Genomic DNA, 17,361 nt, shown 5'->3' on the forward strand with positions numbered 1-17,361 from the left:
GACATCCATCTGAAGCTCCTCATCGGGTGCCACATCTTACTTATCTGACTTCACATTAAGGCGCGCATCACGCGCGCCTTAATGCATCGCATCACCTAATCCGAATACCGGCAGATACATCGCGATCACCAGCGTGCCGACAATGCCGCCAATCACTACCATCATCATGGGCTCCAGCGAGGCAGCCAGCGTGTCAGCGCGTTCACGGGTTTGCCCCTCATGCCATTCAGCCAGCCGTGCCAGCATCAAATCCAATGCACCCGCCTCTTCACCGACGCGAATCAACTGACCACAGAGCGCGGTAAACAGCGGATGTTGCGCCAGTGCCTGATGCAGCGGTTTTCCTTCGGCGATATGCTGCTGCAGCCCGGCAATCGCTTCCCGCCATAACAGTGAAGAGAGTGTCACCTCGACCGCGGCAAGTCCCTGTAACAGGGTTAATCCGGCATGCTGCGTCAGATGCAGAAGGGTGTAAATCTGCGTTAACTGCGAACCGCGCCACAGCCCGGAGAGCAGCGGGAGACGTAAAAACAGCCGCTGTTCCCATCGCTGCCAGTCTGCGGAGCGCCGCCGCAGTTGCTGCCAGCTCACCAGCGTCAGCAACAGCACGCTGGCTAACGGCAGCCCCCACTGCTGCAACGCGGCGGAAAGCTGCATCACTGCGGTGGTAAAGGCCGGTAAGGGCGCGTCAAACGAGGCATAGACCGTGACAAATTCCGGCAGTACGAACAGCAGCATGCCGCAGCTTACAGCCAGCGCCACCAGCAGAATGAACAGGGGATAGCGAAGCGCCTTCACGACCTGATGCCGTAACTGGTGCTGGCGGGTCTGCTGCTGAGCCAGTTCATTGCAGCAAACATCCAGTTGTCCGGTCAGTTCACCGACCTCCATCAGGGCCGGGTATAGGGCTGGAAAGATCTGCGGCCACTCACGCAGCGCCTGTGAAAAAGGCTGACCGCTGATGACCCGATGATGCAGCGCCATCATCAATGCGCGCCAGCCAGCATGGGGATGGCCTTCAGCCAGCAGGGCGAGACTCTCTGCCAGCGGCAAACCGGCTTTGAGCAGGGTGGCCAGCTGGCGAATCAGATCGGTTTTGTGCTGCCATTTCCAGTCAGCCGGGCGCCAGACTTTGTCACGTTTCCAGCTGACCGGCAGCAGATCGCGCTGCGCCAGCATCAGCAACAGGTTTTCACTGTCGATGGCCAGTAGCTGACCGCTTTGCAACTCGCCCTGACTATTAACCGCCTGCCAGCGAAACAGTGCGGGATTAGCCATCTTCCAGTCCGATAACCCGCTGCATCTCTTCCAGCGAGGTGTCGCCCCGGCTCACCGCCTCCAGCCCGGAAGCAAGCAGGGTACGCAGCCCCTGCTGCTTTGCCAGAGCGAGCAGATTCTCAAGCGGCATCTCTGCAGCAATGGCGTTTTGCAATCTGGCGTTTACCGGCAGCAGCTCAAACAGCGCCAGCCGGCCAAAGTAGCCGGAGAAGCAGTGATCGCAGCCGGGCGCGCGCCAGGTCTGTAAGGTGCCGGGCCAGAGTTCGGCAGGGTAGTGCGCTACCGCCTGAGCCGGCTGACGACAATGTGGACAGAGGCGCCGTACCAGGCGCTGCGCGACAATCAGCCGCAGCGCCGGCCCCAGCAGATAACCGGGAATACCCATCTGTCTAAGGCGGGTCAGGGTTTCGGCGGTTGAGTTGGTATGCAGAGTAGAGAGCACCAGATGTCCGGTCTGCGCGGCCTTAACCGCAATCCCGGCGGTTTCTGCATCGCGGATCTCGCCGACCATAATCACATCCGGATCCTGGCGCAACAGCGCACGCAGCACGCGATGGAAGTCGAGCCCATTTTTACTGTGAATCTGCGTCTGATTGATGCCAGGCAGCGGAATTTCAATCGGGTCTTCGACACTGCAGAGATTTTTGTCTGGCGTATTCAGCGCACTGAGCCCGCTGTAGAGGGTGAAGGTTTTGCCGCTGCCGGTTGGCCCGGTCACCAGGATCAGCCCTTGCGGCTGCGCCAGCGCCGAGCAGAGCAGGCGTAACTGGGCGGCGGGAAGCCCCAGCTTATCCAGCGATAGTGCGGCGCTTTCACTCTGCAGCAGCCGGACCACGGCTTTTTCTCCGCCGTGAATCGGCAGCGTGGCAAGGCGAAACGAGGCCGGTTTGCCGGCAATCTCCAGGCTGAACTGACCATCCTGGGGTAACCGGCGTTCGGCAATATCCAGTCCGCCAAGGATTTTCAGGCGAGCCAGCAATGCTGCGGGCGGGATGGCCGGCAGCGCGGAGAGCGGATGCAGGACACCATCAATCCGCAGCCTGACCCGCAGCCCCTCCCGGCAGGGTTCGATGTGAATGTCTGATGCGCGACGCTCCAGCGCCTGCTGCAGTATCTGCTGCGTTGCCTCAATGGCTGACTCTGAGGGGGCGTCTTCGCGTGCTGACAACGGTTTTTCACTGTGCTGTAACTGGTCGAGACGCGCCTGGGGCCAGCACTCGATCTCAATCTGGCACTGGCTGGCAAAATGCAGGGCTTCAGCCAGCCCCTGCGGCACCGTTTCCGCCACGGCAACCCGTAACTGGCTGGCATCATGGTGCAGCACCAGGGCGCGATAGCGCTGGCATAATGCCGCAATCGCCGCATCAGGCTTCATCGGCAGCTCCTTTATCGGCAAAGCGGAACTGCGCAAGGCAATTGTCACGCAGGCTGCTGTTACTGCTGGTGCAGCTACGTTGCCAGCTGATGCCGCCTTCGGTGCTGTCCCATACTGGCAGCATCTCGACGCTTAACCCATTCAGACTCTCCTGTCCGGTCAGGGTGATGACGCCATTGGTGACGCTCAGGGCTGAAACATAGCGTGAGCTTCTGACGGCAGGAATGCCGTGTTCGCCAGCCTGACACGGCGTCGGGCCGCCGCGCTCTAAAGCACAGAGCTCCACTGCGGTTTTATACGGCACCATGGTTTGCAGCATGTCGGTGAGCGCTGCGCGCTGCAGATAGTTTTGATAAGCAGGCAGACCGATGGCGCTGAGGATCGCCACGATACCCACCACAATCATCAGTTCGACCAGGGTAAATCCACGTTGATAATCCATCTCGTCTTCTCCAGGTTAAGAAGCTGACAGATTAAAAAAAGTGGCATGAGGAATCACAGGCGCAGAGTGAAACAATGGAAAAGAAGACGAGAAGAGAGTCAGGACTTGCAGTGCAGCCGAAATCGCTATGGAAGCGGGATCGTATAAAGCGCCGTGCTGGCGGCACGGCGCGATAGCTTACTGCTGCTGAAAACGCATCGATAAATCGAGTGCACGCACATGTTTGGTCAGCGCACCCACCGAGACATAATCAACGCCGGTCTGCGCAATCAGTGGTAGCGTGGTTTCCGTGACGTTGCCCGAGACTTCGAGCAGCGCACGCCCCTGATTCAGCGCTACCGCCGCACGCATCCCTTCCAGGCTGAAGTTATCCAGCATCACAATATCCGCTGCCGCCTCCAGTGCCTGACTCAGTTCCTCCAGCGATTCCACTTCCACCTCTACCGGCACATCCGGATGCAGCCATTGTGCCTTTTCCACCGCCTGACGAATCGATCCGCTGGCAATAATGTGATTCTCTTTAATCAGGTAGGCATCGGACAGGCCCAGGCGATGATTACTGCCACCGCCGCACAGGACAGCATATTTCAGCGCGGTGCGCAGGCCGGGCAGGGTTTTTCGCGTATCCAGCAGTTGCGTCTGGCTGCCCGCCAGCAGCGCCACATAGCGGCTGACTTCGGTGGCAGCGCCAGAGAGGGTCTGAACAAAATTGAGCGCGGTACGTTCAGCGGTCAGCAGTAATCGTGCCGGACCCTTGATATCGAACAGCGGCTGGTCAGCTTCGATCCGATCACCATCCGCGACATGCCAGGTCAGGGTTGCATGTGAGCCGAGCTGAATAAACACCTCTTCGACCCAGCGTTTACCACAGAAAACACCCGCTTCACGGGTAATCACCTGAGCATGGGCCTGCGTTTCAGCGGGCAACAGCTGGGCGGTGATATCACGATCGGCATCAATCTCGCCGCCAAGATCTTCCTGTAACGCACGCGCAACCGCCTCGGGAATGTCACCTTCGATGCGTCTAATCAAAGCCTGACGGCGGCTGTCTGGATCATAACCACGCGAAGACATAAGCGTTGAACTCCAAAATGGGATGATGAGTAAGGTGTTCACAATAGCCTGAACCGTAACCGGGTACCAGCGATGGACGTAATTTTGTTTAGTATCCTTAACACGCATCGCCCGTCTGGCAGCATAACGACGCATTTAGAGGCAAGAAACCCTTACTATTCATGCTATTCTCAGCCTGATTGAATAAGGAAATGCAGCATGAAACTTGAACATGGCTGGCTGACCGGGGTACGTCAGGTCCCCTCGCCGCATTGTAATGAGCGACCCGACGATGAGGCGCCTTCGCTGCTGGTCATCCACAATATCAGCTTACCGCCAGGCGAATTTGGTGGCCCGTGGATCGATAAATTGTTCACCGGCACCTTGCCGCCGGATGCGCATCCTTATTTCGTCGATATTGCCGCGCTGCGCGTGGCGGCGCACTGCCTGATTCGTCGCGATGGCGAGATCGTACAGTACGTTTCCTTTGATAAACGAGCCTGGCATGCCGGAGTGTCGCAGTTTGAAGGCCGTGAGAACTGCAACGACTTCTCCATCGGTATCGAACTGGAAGGCACGGATAGCGACCCCTATACCGGGGCGCAATATCAGTCGCTGCAGCAGGTCACACAACTGCTGTTGCAGCACTACCCGCTGACGCCTGCGCGTATTACCGGACACAGTGATATCGCACCGGCGCGCAAAACCGATCCCGGACCTGCTTTTGACTGGGGCTACTATAAACAGCTGTTAACGCAGCAAAAATCGTGATTTTTGCGGAGTCAGTATGACGTTGTTTACCTTGTTGTTGGTTTTAGGCTGGGAACGCCTGTTCAAGCTGGGCGAGCACTGGCAGCTGGAACACCGGCTGGAGCCGTTTTTTCGTCGCCGCCAGCATGTCTCAATGGTGCGTACCCTGCTGATGACGGTACTGGCGATGGCCGTGACGGCGCTGGTGGTCTGGAGCCTGAAAGGAGTGCTGTTTGGCGTACTGCAACTGCTGTTCTGGATCGTCGTCGGGTTGTTGTGTATCGGCGCGGGGTCGGTACGACGGCATTATCACACCTACCTGAAAGCGGCCAGTCATGACGATGCCGCTGCGCATCAGGCGATGGCGGCGGAGCTGACCCTGATACACGGCGTACCGGTTGAGTGCAGCGAGCGCGAATTTCTGCGCGAACTGCAGAATGCGCTGATCTGGATTAACTTCCGCTTCTACCTCGCGCCGATGTTCTGGCTGGTGGTGGGCGGTGCCTGGGGACCGGTGCTGCTGGTGGGTTACGCCTTCCTGCGCGCCTGGCAGGGCTGGCTGGCAAAACAGGGCACGCCGATGGCGCGTGCTCAGTCTGGTGTCGATGGCATTTTGCATGTGCTTGACTGGATCCCGGTGCGGCTGGCGGGTGTGGCCTACGCCTTGCTGGGACATGGCGAGAAAGCGTTGCCGGCATGGTTTGCCTCGCTCACCGACCGTCATCGCTCGCAGTATCAGGTACTGACCAGCCTGGCGCAGTTCTCGCTATCTCGCGATCCGCACACCGATAAAGTCGAAACGCCACGGGTTGCTGTGGCGTTAGCGAAACGAACCTCACTGGTGCTGGTCGTGGCCGTGGCGTTGCTGACGATCTACGGCACGCTGGTGTGATCGGCGGGCGGCACGCCAAAATCGGGTGTGCCATCTGCCCGCCAGTCAAAGTACTTCAGCCGGGTATGGCGATTCGGATCCCATAACGGATCGCCCTCAATTTCGGTGTAATTACGCGCGTGGTAAACCAGCACCTCGCGTCCCGCCTCATCCTGGGTAAAGCTGTTGTGGCCCGGCCCATACTGATGATTATCCCAGCTCGACACAAACACCGGCCGGGCAGATTTCTGCCAGGCGGTAACGTCGAGTGGATCGGCATCCATCGCAATCGACAGTAAACCCAGACAGTAATTCTCATCGGTGGCGCTGGCCGAGTAGGTGACAAACAGCCGGTCACCGTGGCGGATTACCGCCGCGCCTTCATTAACGCTAAACCCGGCGCATTCCCACTCATATTCAGGCCGGCTCAGCATCACCGGCGTCCCTTTCAGCGTCCAGGGGTTGAGCAACTCAGCCAGATAGAGGTTCGAGTTGCCGGGAATCGCCGGATCTTTCTGCGCCCACAAATACCAGTTCTTGCCCTGATGCACGAAGTGGGTGGCATCCAGCGAGAAACTGTCGAACTGGCTGAATACCCGACGGCACGGCTGCCATTCACCCTGCAGTGGATCGGCCGCATCACACACCAGCGCATACATCCGGTGCTGAAACAGGCCATCCTTGATGTCGCGCGTCGGCGCAGCCGCAAAATAGATCACCCACTGGCCGTCGATAAGGTGCAGTTCCGGCGCCCATATCAGTTCGCTGCAGGGGCCGCTGTCCGGTTTGCGCCATACCACCACCGGTTCAGCGCTGCGCAGATCTGCCAGCGTATCGGCACGACGGATCTCCAGCCGGTCATATTCCGGCACTGAGGCGATAAAGTAGTAGTGTTGATCATGACGCAGAATAAACGGGTCGGCGCGCTGCTCGATAAAAGGGTTGGGCAGGATAGCGGTCATTTTACTTCTCCGGTTTGCGGGACAACACCGTCGCGTGTGCGAACAGTCTGTAAATCACGGAAATTTTCGCGACGCAGCGCGAGATCCTGCTGAATGGTGAGCATCATTTTACGGTCGACCTTCATCAGCCGTACCACACCTGCAGTAATCAGATAACCCACGCCCGGGATCACGGTAAACAACAGCATGATGCCGTTGATTGCTTCCGGCGACTGCTGTTTAGCCCCGGCATTGTAGCCGTAGATCGACAGCAGGAAGCCAACCATCGCCCCGGCGACCGCCAGTCCCACTTTGAGAAAAAACAGGTTGCCGGAGAAGCTGATACCGGTGATGCGCTTGCCGGTTTTCCATTCGCCATAGTCATCGACATCGGCCATCAGCGACCAGTGCAGCGGCGACGGAATCTGATGCAGGATGTTCAGCACAAAGTAGGCGATCACCACCATCAGCGTGGCGTGCGGATCGATCCAGTAAAACGCACTGGAGAACAGCGCCAGTGCAATGTTGGTCCAGAAGAAAACCTTGAGCTTACACCAGCGGTCGGTCAGCACTTTTGCCAGCGTACTGCCGAACATCATGCCAATCACACCGAGGCTGATAAACAGCGTGGCGAAATGGGTCGATTGCCCCATTACCCAGGTAACGTAATACATGGTCGCGGCCATGCGGATAAAGCCGGGACAGACGTTGCAGAAGGTCAGCAGCAGAATGCGCACCCACTGATCGTTTTTCCAGACGTCGCGCAGATCTTTCTTCAGGTCGTCATTGCTGGGGACGGCGGGGTGAATACGCTCACGCACCGTGGCAAAGCAGAACAGGAACATCGCCAGGCCGATGGTTGCCAGCACGGTCATCGCCATCTGATAACCGCGCGCCTTGTCTTCGCCACCAAACCATTCCGCCATCGGCAGCAGCGACATCGACAGGATCAGCGTAGCGATGCCGACCATCACGAAGCGGTAAGACTGGCAGGAGACGCGTTCGCCGGGATCGTTGGTAATCACGCCGCCCAGCGAGCAGTAAGGAATGTTGATGGCGGTGTAGGTCAGCGACATCAGGAAGTAGGTGACGAAGGCCCAGATCACCTTGTTATGGTAGGTCCAGTCCGGTGTGGTAAACATCAGCACGCTGAACAGCACATAGGGAACGGAGACCCATAGCAGCCACGGGCGAAAGCGGCCCCAGCGACTCTGGGTGCGATCGGCAACCGCGCCCATGATCGGATCGGTCACCGCGTCCAGTACCCGTACCGACAGCAGCAGTGTGCCGACCAGCGCCGGGGCTAAGCCGAAAACATCGGTATAGAAGTAGTTGAGGAACAACATGATGGCACCGCCAATCATGTTGCATCCGGCATCGCCCATGCCATAACCCAGTTTTTCTCGAAATGAGAGGGCTGCACCTTTCATGGTTCTCTCCTGCGCATCCGGTGTGAACAGGAATTATTGTCGCTAAATCAGTGAGATGACTGGGAGTAAATCGCCATGAAGATGGACAAAACAGGTGCGCGGGAAGAAGTGTGAACTGGATCGGGCTTTAGCGCCAGGTGGCGGATAAAGCGGAACGCCTGCTGCAGCACGCCACGGCGCTGCAGCAGGTAAGGGCTTATCAGGCTTTTTGTGTCTGATTTTTAATGAAGTAGCCCATCCCCAGAATCACCAGCCAGACCGGAATCAGCCAGACGGAGATCGCCATGCCCGGTGTGGTCGCCATCAACACCAGAATGGCCGCCAGGAAGATCAGGCAAATCCAGTTACCCACCGGATAGAACAGCGCTTTGAAGCGGGTGGTCACCCCTTGCTGATCTTTCTTACGACGGAATTTGAGGTGCGCCAGGCTGATCATCGCCCAGTTAATCACCAGCGCCGAGACCACCAGCGACATCAGCAGGCCAAAAGCCTCGCCCGGCATCAGGTAGTTGATTAACACGCAGAGCGCAGTGGCGACAGCGGATACCAGAATGGTCAGCACCGGCACGCCGCGGCGGTCCACTTTCAGCAGCGCTTTGGGGGCGTTGCCCTGTTGCGCCAGACCAAACAGCATACGGCTGTTGCAGTACACGCAGCTGTTATAGACCGACAGCGCCGCCGTCAGGATCACCACGTTCAGCGCATTAGCCACCATCGCATCCCCCAGTTCGTGGAAGATGAAGACGAACGGACTGACGTCCGCGGTAACGCGGGTCCACGGCATCAGTGACAGCAGCACCGCCAGCGAACCGATGTAGAAAATCAGGATGCGCCACAAGACCTGGTTGGTCGCTTTAGGAATGCTGGTTTCCGGATTATCCGCTTCTGCGGCAGTGATCCCCACCAGTTCCAGACCGCCAAACGAGAACATGATGATCGCCATTACCATCACCAGCCCGCCGAGGCCATGCGGGAAGAACCCGCCCTGTTCCCACAGGTTGCGCACGGTGGCCTGCGGGCCGCCGTGGCCACTGAACAGCAACCAGCCGCCGAACAGGATCATGCCAATCACCGCAACCACTTTAATAATGGCGAACCAGAACTCCATCTCACCAAACACTTTCACGTTGGTCAGGTTAATGGCGTTGATCATCACAAAGAAGATGGCGGCCGAGGCCCAGGTCGGGAAGTCAGGCCACCAGAACTGGATATATTTACCCACAGCGGTCAGCTCTGCCATCGCTACCAGTACATAGAGTACCCAATAGTTCCAGCCCGATGCGAAGCCAGCAAAGTTGCCCCAGTACTTATAGGCGAAGTGGCTGAAGCTGCCGGCAACGGGCTCCTCCACCACCATTTCGCCTAGCTGGCGCATGATTAAAAAGGCAATAAAACCGGCAATGGCATACCCCAGAATAACTGCCGGTCCGGCGGATTCAATGACCGATGCACTGCCCAGAAACAGGCCGGTCCCCACCGCACCACCCAGCGCGATGAGCTGAATATGACGGTTCTTCAGACCGCGTTTCAGCGCTTCGCCTTGCTGTTGTTCCATACAAACCTCGTGATGTTTTTATTCTTCATTCGCAGCGCAGTCCGCTGTAAGGAAGTGGTTACATTAACGTATTGATTATTTTACGGTATCCGGCGTGCTGTCTGCTGCCTGGCGCTACCCTGGCGACAAGAATAGTGATAAGCGAATCGCTTTGCACCTGCTTTCGCTTTTCGTGCTGGGCATTGACTGAAAAAACAGCGTCTGGCTCACGTCTGTGACAGGCAAATTTCTGCCATGAAACGATGTCGATGGCGAATAGGTTTCGCTTATGGTAGCCGCTGCGGTTAGCGGCTAAACGGGTGTAAGGTTTGGTAAAAGTGAAGTTATTTAACATTTGCTCTCGCGGTAATTTTTCATTTTTTTAACCGCAAGTTAGCGTCACCACTGGCTTTAACTGCTGCGGAATGTGACCGCGACCATATAGACACAAGGTGAATACTTTGTTACTTTACCGGCACCTTTTGACAATTGGTATTACCAATTTACTCCGGACGATGGGCTAAATAAGAAGGGAAGATGGCTTACAGTAAGATTCGCCAACCCAAACTCTCCGACGCCATCGAGCAACAGCTCGAATCCCTGATCATGGAAGGGACGTTGCGTCCGGGAGAGAAGCTGCTCCCCGAGCGCGAACTCGCCAAACAATTCGATGTCTCACGTCCGTCTCTCCGCGAAGCGATCCAGCGCTTAGAAGCCAAAGGATTACTGCTACGCCGTCAGGGTGGCGGAACGTTCGTACAGGAGCATCTCTGGCAAAGCATGAGCGATCCACTCGTAGAGCTTCTTGCCGACCATCCGGAATCACAATTTGATCTGCTGGAAACGCGCCATGCCTTAGAAGGCATCGCCGCCTATTATGCGGCACTGCGCGGCACCGAAGAGGATCTGCTGCGGATACGCGATTGCCATCTGCAGATCCAGCAGGCACAGGAGAGCGGCGACTTAGACGCCGAAGCGGACGCAGTGATGCAGTATCAGATCGCTGTCACAGAAGCAGCCCATAATGTTGTGCTTTTGCATTTGCTACGCTCTATGGGCCCTATGCTGGAACAAAACGTTCGTCAGAATTTCGAATTGCTCTACTCGCGCCGGGAAATGCTGGCGAAAGTGAGCGGTCACCGCGCCAGAATCTTTGAGGCGATTGTGGCTCGTGAGCCGGAAAAAGCGCGCGAGGCTTCACACCGTCACCTGGCGTTCATAGAGGAAATCTTGCTGGACAGAAGTCGGGAGCAGAGCCGTCGAGAACGCTCCCTGCGTCGTTTACAGCAACGTAAGGAATAACGTGCGACAAAGATCGTACGGACATGTGCGACGAGCCTGCCTGCATCTGCTGTAACAGGCTCCCGATTATTCAACGTATTAGACACAGATAAGGAACACACCCATGTCAGAACGTTTACACAATGACGTGGATCCGATTGAAACTCGTGACTGGCTACAGGCGATCGAATCGGTCATCCGTGAAGAAGGTGTTGAACGTGCGCAGTATCTGATTGATCAGGTACTGGGTGCAGCCCGCAAAGGCGGCGTGAACGTTGCTGCAGGATCTTCTGCAATCAGCAACTATATCAACTCTATTGCCGTTGAAGATGAACCGGACTATCCGGGCAATACCTCTCTTGAACGTCGTATCCGTTCCGCGATCCGCTGGAACGCCATCATGTCGGTGCTGCGCGCATCGAAGAAAGATCTGGAACTGGGTGGCCATATGTCCTCCTTCCAGTCTTCTGCCACCATTTATGAAGTGTGCTTTAACCACTTCTTCCGCGCGCGCAGTGAGAAGGATGGCGGCGACCTGGTTTACTTCCAGGGCCACATTTCCCCAGGCATCTATGCCCGTGCGTTCCTTGAAGGTCGTCTGACCGAAGAGCAGATGAACAACTTCCGTCAGGAAGTGGCCGGTAAAGGCCTTTCATCTTATCCGCACCCGAAACTGATGCCAGAGTTCTGGCAGTTCCCGACCGTTTCCATGGGTCTGGGTCCGCTGTCAGCTATCTATCAGGCGAAGTTCCTGAAATATCTGGAACACCGTGGTCTGAAAGATACCTCTGCACAGACCGTCTATGCCTTCCTGGGTGATGGCGAGATGGATGAGCCGGAATCAAAAGGCGCAATCACCATCGCCACCCGTGAAAAACTGGATAACCTGGTCTTCATCATCAACTGCAACCTGCAGCGTCTGGATGGCCCGGTCACCGGTAACGGTAAGATCATCAACGAGCTGGAAGGCATCTTTGCCGGTGCTGGCTGGGAAGTGATCAAAGTGATCTGGGGCGGTCGCTGGGATGAGCTGCTGCGCAAAGATACCAGCGGCAAGCTGATTCAGCTGATGAACGAAACCGTTGACGGCGATTACCAGACCTTTAAATCCCGTGATGGTGCCTATGTGCGTGAGCACTTCTTTGGTAAATATCCGGAAACCGCCGCGCTGGTTAAAGATATGTCCGATGATGAAATCTGGGCACTGAACCGTGGCGGCCACGATCCGAAGAAAATCTACGCGGCACTGAAAAAAGCGCAGGATACCAAAGGCAAGCCGGTACTGATCCTGGCGCATACCATCAAAGGTTATGGTATGGGCGACACTGCGGAAGGCAAAAACATTGCTCACCAGGTGAAGAAGATGAACATGGATGGCGTGCGCTATATCCGTGATCGCTTCAACGTGCCGGTAGAGGATGACAAGATTGAATCTCTGCCGTACGTGACCTTCGACAAAGGCTCTGAAGAGTACAACTATCTGCACGGTCAGCGTGAGAAGTTGGGCGGCTACCTGCCAACGCGTCAGCCGAAGTTCACCGAGAAGCTGGAAATGCCAGCGCTGGAAGAGTTCAATGCGCTGCTGGATGAGCAGAACAAAGAGATTTCGACCACCATCGCCTTTGTGCGTGCCCTGAACGTGATGCTGAAGAACAAGTCGATCAAAGATCGTCTGGTTCCGATCCTCGCTGATGAAGCGCGTACCTTTGGTATGGAAGGTCTGTTCCGTCAGATCGGTATCTACAGCCCGAACGGTCAGCAGTACACCCCTCAGGACCGTGAGCAGGTGGCTTACTACAAAGAAGATGAGAAAGGTCAGATTCTGCAGGAAGGGATCAACGAGCTGGGCGCAGGATCATCCTGGCTGGCGGCGGCGACCTCTTACAGCACCAACAACCTGCCGATGATCCCGTTCTACATCTATTACTCGATGTTCGGCTTCCAGCGTATCGGCGATCTGATGTGGCTGGCGGGCGACCAACAGGCGCGCGGCTTCCTGGTCGGCGGCACCTCCGGTCGTACCACGCTGAACGGTGAAGGTTTGCAGCATGAAGATGGTCACAGCCACATTCAGTCGCTGACTATCCCTAACTGTATCTCCTACGATCCTTCATACGCATATGAAGTCGCGGTGATCATGCATGACGGTCTGGTGCGGATGTATGGCGAAGCGCAGGAAAACGTCTACTACTACATCACCACGCTGAACGAAAACTACCACATGCCAGCGATGCCGCAGGGTGCGGAAGAGGGTATCCGTAAGGGTATCTACAAGCTGGAAACGGTCGATGGCAGCAAAGGCAAAGTCCAGCTGCTGGGTTCAGGCTCTATCCTGCGTCACGTACGTGAAGCGGCACAGATTCTGGCGAAAGACTACGGTATCGGCTCTGACGTCTACAGCGTGACCTCGTTCACCGAGCTGGCGCGTGATGGCCAGGATTGTGAGCGCTGGAACATGCTGCATCCGACTGAACAACCGCGCGTGCCTTACATCGCGCAGGTAATGAACGATGCACCGGCCGTCGCCTCAACCGACTACATGAAGCTGTTCGCTGAGCAGGTTCGTAGCTATGTACCTGCCAGCGACTATCGCGTGCTGGGTACCGATGGCTTTGGTCGCTCTGACAGCCGCGAAAATCTGCGTCATCACTTCGAAGTGGATGCGTCTTATGTGGTGGTTGCCGCGCTGGGTGAGCTGGCTAAACGTGGCGAGATTGAGAAGAAAGTGGTGGCTGACGCGATCACCAAATTCAGTATCGATGCCGATAAAGTTAACCCGCGTCTGGCTTAAGAGGTAATAGAGTAATGGCTATCGAAATTAAGGTACCGGATATCGGGTCTGACGAAGTTGAAGTCACCGAGATTCTGGTGAAAGTTGGCGACAAGGTGGAAGCCGAACAGTCGCTGATCACCGTGGAAGGCGACAAAGCCTCAATGGAAGTGCCTTCGCCGCAGGCTGGCGTAGTCAAAGAGATCAAAATCGCCACCGGTGACAAAGTAGAAACCGGCTCGCTGATCATGATGTTTGACGCGGAAGGTGCGGCAGAAGCCGCACCGGCACCGGCCGCAGAGAAAAAAGCAGACGCGGCCCCGGCGCCAGCGGCTGCCTCTGCTACCGCCAGCAAAGATGTCAATGTTCCGGATATCGGCGGTGACGAAGTCGAAGTCACTGAGATTCTGGTGAAGGTTGGCGACAAAGTTGAAGCCGAACAATCTCTGATCGTGGTAGAAGGCGACAAAGCCTCGATGGAAGTCCCGGCACCGTTCGCGGGTACCGTGAAAGAGATCAAAATCAGCACCGGCGATAAAGTGAGCACCGGTTCGCACATTATGGTGTTTGAAGCGGAAGGCGCAGCGCCGGCCGCTGGCGTGAAACCTGAAGTGAAAGAAGAAGCGGCAACGGCTCCGGCTGCGGCAGCGGGCGCAAAAGAGGTTAACGTTCCGGATATCGGTGGTGACGAAGTTGAAGTCACTGAAGTGCTGGTGAAAGTCGGCGACAAAGTTGAAGCTGAGCAGTCACTGATTGTGGTGGAAGGCGACAAAGCCTCGATGGAAGTTCCTGCACCATTCGCGGGCACCGTGAAAGAGCTGAAAGTGGCGACTGGCGACAAAGTCAGCACCGGCTCACTGATCATGGTGTTTGAAGTGGAAGGTGCTGCGCCAGCCGCTGCCCCAGCAGCAGCAGCGAAACAGGATGCCCCGGCACCGGCAGAAAAAGCCGAAGCTAAAGCCGCGGCACCAGCCGCCGCCAAAGCGGAGAGCAAAGGCGAGTTCGCCGAGAACGATGCCTATGTTCACGCTACCCCGGTGATCCGTCGTCTGGCGCGTGAGTTCGGTGTTAATCTGGCGAAAGTCAAAGGCACTGGCCGCAAAGGCCGTATCCTGAAAGAAGATGTGCAGAGCTATGTGAAAGAGGCGGTCAAACGCGCTGAAGCGGCACCGGCTGCTGCCAGCGGCGGCGGTCTGCCTGGCATGCTGCCATGGCCGAAAGTGGACTTCAGTAAGTTTGGCGAAATCGAAGAGGTCGAACTGGGACGCATCCAGAAAATTTCTGGCGCGAACCTGAGCCGTAACTGGGTGATGATCCCGCACGTTACGCATTTCGACAAAACCGATATCACCGATCTGGAAGCGTTCCGTAAGCAGCAGAATGCGGAAGCCGAGAAGCGTAAGATGGACGTGAAGTACACCCCGGTGGTGTTCATCATGAAAGCGGTCGCTGCGGCACTTGAGCAGATGCCACGCTTCAACAGTTCACTGTCAGAAGATGCGCAGAAGCTGACGCTGAAGAAATACATCAACATCGGTGTGGCGGTTGATACGCCAAATGGTCTGGTGGTTCCGGTCTTCAAAGACGTGAACAAAAAGGGCATCACCGAGCTGTCACGTGAACTGATGGCGATTTCGAAGAAAGCACGTGACGGTAAGCTGACGGCAGGCGACATGCAGGGCGGATGCTTTACCATATCCAGCCTCGGCGGTTTGGGTACCACACACTTCGCGCCGATCGTCAACGCGCCGGAAGTGGCTATCCTCGGCGTCTCGAAGTCGGCGATGGAGCCGGTATGGAACGGTAAAGAGTTTGCACCACGTCTGATGATGCCAATTTCTCTTTCCTTCGATCACCGCGTCATCGACGGGGCTGATGGGGCGCGTTTCATCACTCTGATCGGCAATATGCTGTCTGACATTCGTCGTTTAGTTATGTAAATGTGAAGAAGGCCGGCGAAAGCCGGCCTTCCTGTAACGATTCGTCGCACCGCGGTTGGCAGTTTGTTAACAATTCTGTAAACTCTTGCGGTGAAAGTCCCGGTGGAACAAGGGCATCATAAGAACGTCTGACCCGCCGGATATCAAATAAGAGGTCATGATGAGTACAGAGATTAAAACCCAGGTCGTAGTACTTGGGGCGGGTCCTGCAGGATACTCTGCAGCCTTCCGTTGCGCGGATTTAGGTCTGGAAACCGTACTGGTAGAGCGTTACAGCACCCTGGGTGGTGTTTGTCTGAACGTCGGTTGTATCCCATCTAAAGCGCTGCTGCACGTTGCTAAAGTGATTGAAGAGGCGAAAGCCCTTGAAGAGCACGGCATTGTGTTTGGTCAGCCATCGACTGATATCAACAAGATTCGCAGCTGGAAAGAGAAGGTGATCAACCAGTTGACTGGCGGCCTGTCAGGTATGGCAAAAGGTCGTAAAGTCAAAGTGGTTAATGGCCTGGGCAAATTCACCGGTGCTAACACCCTGGTGGTTGAAGGAGAAGGCGGCGCGACCACCATCAACTTCGATAACGCCATCATCGCTGCGGGTTCACGCCCAATCGAACTGCCGTTTATTCCACATGAAGATCCACGCGTCTGGGACTCAACCGATGCGCTGGAACTGAAAGAAGTACCGAAGCGCCTGCTGGTTATGGGTGGCGGTATCATCGGTCTGGAAATGGCAACGGTCTATCATGCGCTGGGTTCAGAGATCGATGTGGTCGAGATGTTCGATCAGGTCATCCCGGCTGCGGATAAAGATGTGGTGAAAGTCTTCACCAAGAAAATCAGCAAGAAATTTAACCTGATGCTGGAAACCAAAGTGACCGCCGTTGAAGCAAAAGACGATGGTATTTACGTTTCGATGGAAGGTAAAAAAGCACCTGGCGAAGCACAGCGTTATGATGCGGTGCTGGTGGCTATCGGTCGTGTACCGAACGGCAAAGGTCTGGATGCGGGCAAAGCGGGCGTGGAAGTGGACGATCGCGGCTTCATTCGCGTCGACAAGCAGATGCGTACCAATGTGCCGCACATCTACGCTATCGGTGACATCGTCGGTCAGCCCATGCTGGCGCACAAAGGCGTGCATGAAGGCCACGTCGCGGCGGAAGTGATCTCGGGTCTGAAGCACTACTTCGATCCGAAAGTGATCCCATCCATCGCCTATACCGAGCCAGAAGTTGCCTGGGTCGGCCTGACCGAGAAAGAAGCGAAAGAGAAAGGCATCAGCTACGAGACCGCCACCTTCCCGTGGGCAGCCTCTGGTCGTGCTATCGCTTCTGACTGTGCAGAAGGCATCACCAAACTGATTTTCGATAAAGAGACGCACCGGGTTATTGGTGGCGCGATTGTCGGTACCAACGGCGGCGAGCTGCTGGGTGAAATCGGTCTGGCGATCGAGATGGGTTGTGATGCGGAAGATATTGCGCTGACCATCCATGCTCACCCAACCCTGCATGAGTCAGTGGGTCTGGCGGCAGAAATCTTTGAAGGCAGCATCACCGATCTGCCTAACGCGAAAGCGAAAAAGAAATAAGCCTCTCTGATCGTCTGATCGATAAAAAAGCTCCCTGTACGGGAGCTTTTTTTTGCCTGAATGTTGGGCTGGCGAGTATGTGCGCATTCAACCCGCATTCATCCTCTCCCG

At 56.3% G+C, this 17,361-nt stretch carries 14 protein-coding genes; 6 read left to right on the forward strand and 8 right to left on the reverse strand.

Annotated elements, in window-relative coordinates:
• Positions 1 to 78: 78 nt before the first annotated feature.
• The 4 genes from hofC to nadC all read right to left on the reverse strand — a co-directional run bounded on the left by hofC (position 79) and on the right by nadC (position 4,169).
• The gene (hofC, locus tag HA41_RS01530; RefSeq protein WP_094119276.1) at positions 79 to 1,278 is read right to left on the reverse strand and encodes a protein transport protein HofC; all 1,200 of its coding nucleotides are present in this window, start codon (positions 1,276 to 1,278) and stop codon (positions 79 to 81) included.
• Complete coding sequence (gspE, locus tag HA41_RS01535) at positions 1,271 to 2,653, reverse strand: type II secretion system protein GspE (RefSeq protein WP_094119277.1); 1,383 nt, start codon at positions 2,651 to 2,653, stop codon at positions 1,271 to 1,273. The genes hofC and gspE overlap by 8 nt, the downstream gene beginning before the upstream one ends.
• On the reverse strand, positions 2,643 to 3,095 hold the full coding sequence (ppdD, locus tag HA41_RS01540; protein ID WP_094119278.1) for a prepilin peptidase-dependent pilin: 453 nt from the start codon (positions 3,093 to 3,095) through the stop codon (positions 2,643 to 2,645). The genes gspE and ppdD overlap by 11 nt, the downstream gene beginning before the upstream one ends.
• 177 nt (positions 3,096 to 3,272) lie before the next feature.
• Entirely contained in the window at positions 3,273 to 4,169 is an 897-nt protein-coding gene (gene nadC, locus HA41_RS01545) for a carboxylating nicotinate-nucleotide diphosphorylase (protein WP_094119279.1), read from the reverse strand.
• 198 nt (positions 4,170 to 4,367) lie between these two features.
• Here nadC and ampD point away from each other — a divergent pair, with 198 nt between their 5' ends.
• Positions 4,368 to 4,919, forward strand: coding sequence for a 1,6-anhydro-N-acetylmuramyl-L-alanine amidase AmpD (ampD, locus tag HA41_RS01550; protein ID WP_094119280.1), 552 nt, complete (start codon positions 4,368 to 4,370; stop codon positions 4,917 to 4,919).
• A gap of 16 nt (positions 4,920 to 4,935) precedes the next feature.
• Positions 4,936 to 5,790 carry a beta-lactamase regulator AmpE gene (gene ampE / locus HA41_RS01555; RefSeq protein ID WP_094119281.1) on the forward strand — a complete coding sequence of 285 codons (855 nt, stop codon included), beginning with the start codon at positions 4,936 to 4,938 and terminating at the stop codon, positions 5,788 to 5,790.
• On the opposite strand, the gene HA41_RS01560 is transcribed toward ampE, so the two are convergent.
• The 4 genes from HA41_RS01560 to HA41_RS20635 form a co-directional block, all read right to left on the reverse strand.
• Positions 5,772 to 6,731: a glycoside hydrolase family 43 protein gene (locus HA41_RS01560; RefSeq protein ID WP_094119282.1), complete on the reverse strand. Its 960-nt coding sequence runs from the start codon at positions 6,729 to 6,731 to the stop codon at positions 5,772 to 5,774. The two genes, ampE and HA41_RS01560, sit on opposite strands and share 19 nt — an antisense overlap.
• Positions 6,728 to 8,140 (reverse strand): glycoside-pentoside-hexuronide (GPH):cation symporter, encoded by a 1,413-nt coding sequence (locus HA41_RS01565; RefSeq protein WP_094119283.1) that lies wholly within the window; start codon positions 8,138 to 8,140, stop codon positions 6,728 to 6,730. The genes HA41_RS01560 and HA41_RS01565 overlap by 4 nt, the downstream gene beginning before the upstream one ends.
• Positions 8,141 to 8,339: 199 nt before the next feature.
• Positions 8,340 to 9,695: an aromatic amino acid transporter AroP gene (gene aroP, locus HA41_RS01570; RefSeq protein WP_094119284.1), complete on the reverse strand. Its 1,356-nt coding sequence runs from the start codon at positions 9,693 to 9,695 to the stop codon at positions 8,340 to 8,342.
• Positions 9,696 to 9,753: 58 nt separating this feature from the next.
• Positions 9,754 to 10,029: a hypothetical protein gene (locus HA41_RS20635; RefSeq protein WP_143807221.1), complete on the reverse strand. Its 276-nt coding sequence runs from the start codon at positions 10,027 to 10,029 to the stop codon at positions 9,754 to 9,756.
• A 182-nt stretch (positions 10,030 to 10,211) separates the two neighbouring features.
• Here HA41_RS20635 and pdhR point away from each other — a divergent pair, with 182 nt between their 5' ends.
• The 4 genes from pdhR (at position 10,212) to lpdA (ending at position 17,250) form a co-directional block, all read left to right on the forward strand.
• Positions 10,212 to 10,976 carry a pyruvate dehydrogenase complex transcriptional repressor PdhR gene (gene pdhR / locus HA41_RS01575; RefSeq protein ID WP_094119285.1) on the forward strand — a complete coding sequence of 255 codons (765 nt, stop codon included), beginning with the start codon at positions 10,212 to 10,214 and terminating at the stop codon, positions 10,974 to 10,976.
• Positions 10,977 to 11,079: 103 nt separating this feature from the next.
• A complete protein-coding gene (gene aceE / locus HA41_RS01580; protein WP_094119286.1) occupies positions 11,080 to 13,746 on the forward strand; it encodes a pyruvate dehydrogenase (acetyl-transferring), homodimeric type in 2,667 nt (888 codons plus the stop codon).
• A gap of 14 nt (positions 13,747 to 13,760) precedes the next feature.
• Entirely contained in the window at positions 13,761 to 15,665 is a 1,905-nt protein-coding gene (gene aceF, locus HA41_RS01585) for a pyruvate dehydrogenase complex dihydrolipoyllysine-residue acetyltransferase (RefSeq protein WP_094119287.1), read from the forward strand.
• A gap of 160 nt (positions 15,666 to 15,825) precedes the next feature.
• The gene (gene lpdA, locus HA41_RS01590) at positions 15,826 to 17,250 is read left to right on the forward strand and encodes a dihydrolipoyl dehydrogenase (protein ID WP_094119311.1); all 1,425 of its coding nucleotides are present in this window, start codon (positions 15,826 to 15,828) and stop codon (positions 17,248 to 17,250) included.
• The last annotated feature ends 111 nt before the right edge of the window (positions 17,251 to 17,361 follow it).

Source organism: Pantoea conspicua, from assembly GCF_002095315.1.
GTDB lineage: Bacteria > Pseudomonadota > Gammaproteobacteria > Enterobacterales > Enterobacteriaceae > Pantoea > Pantoea conspicua.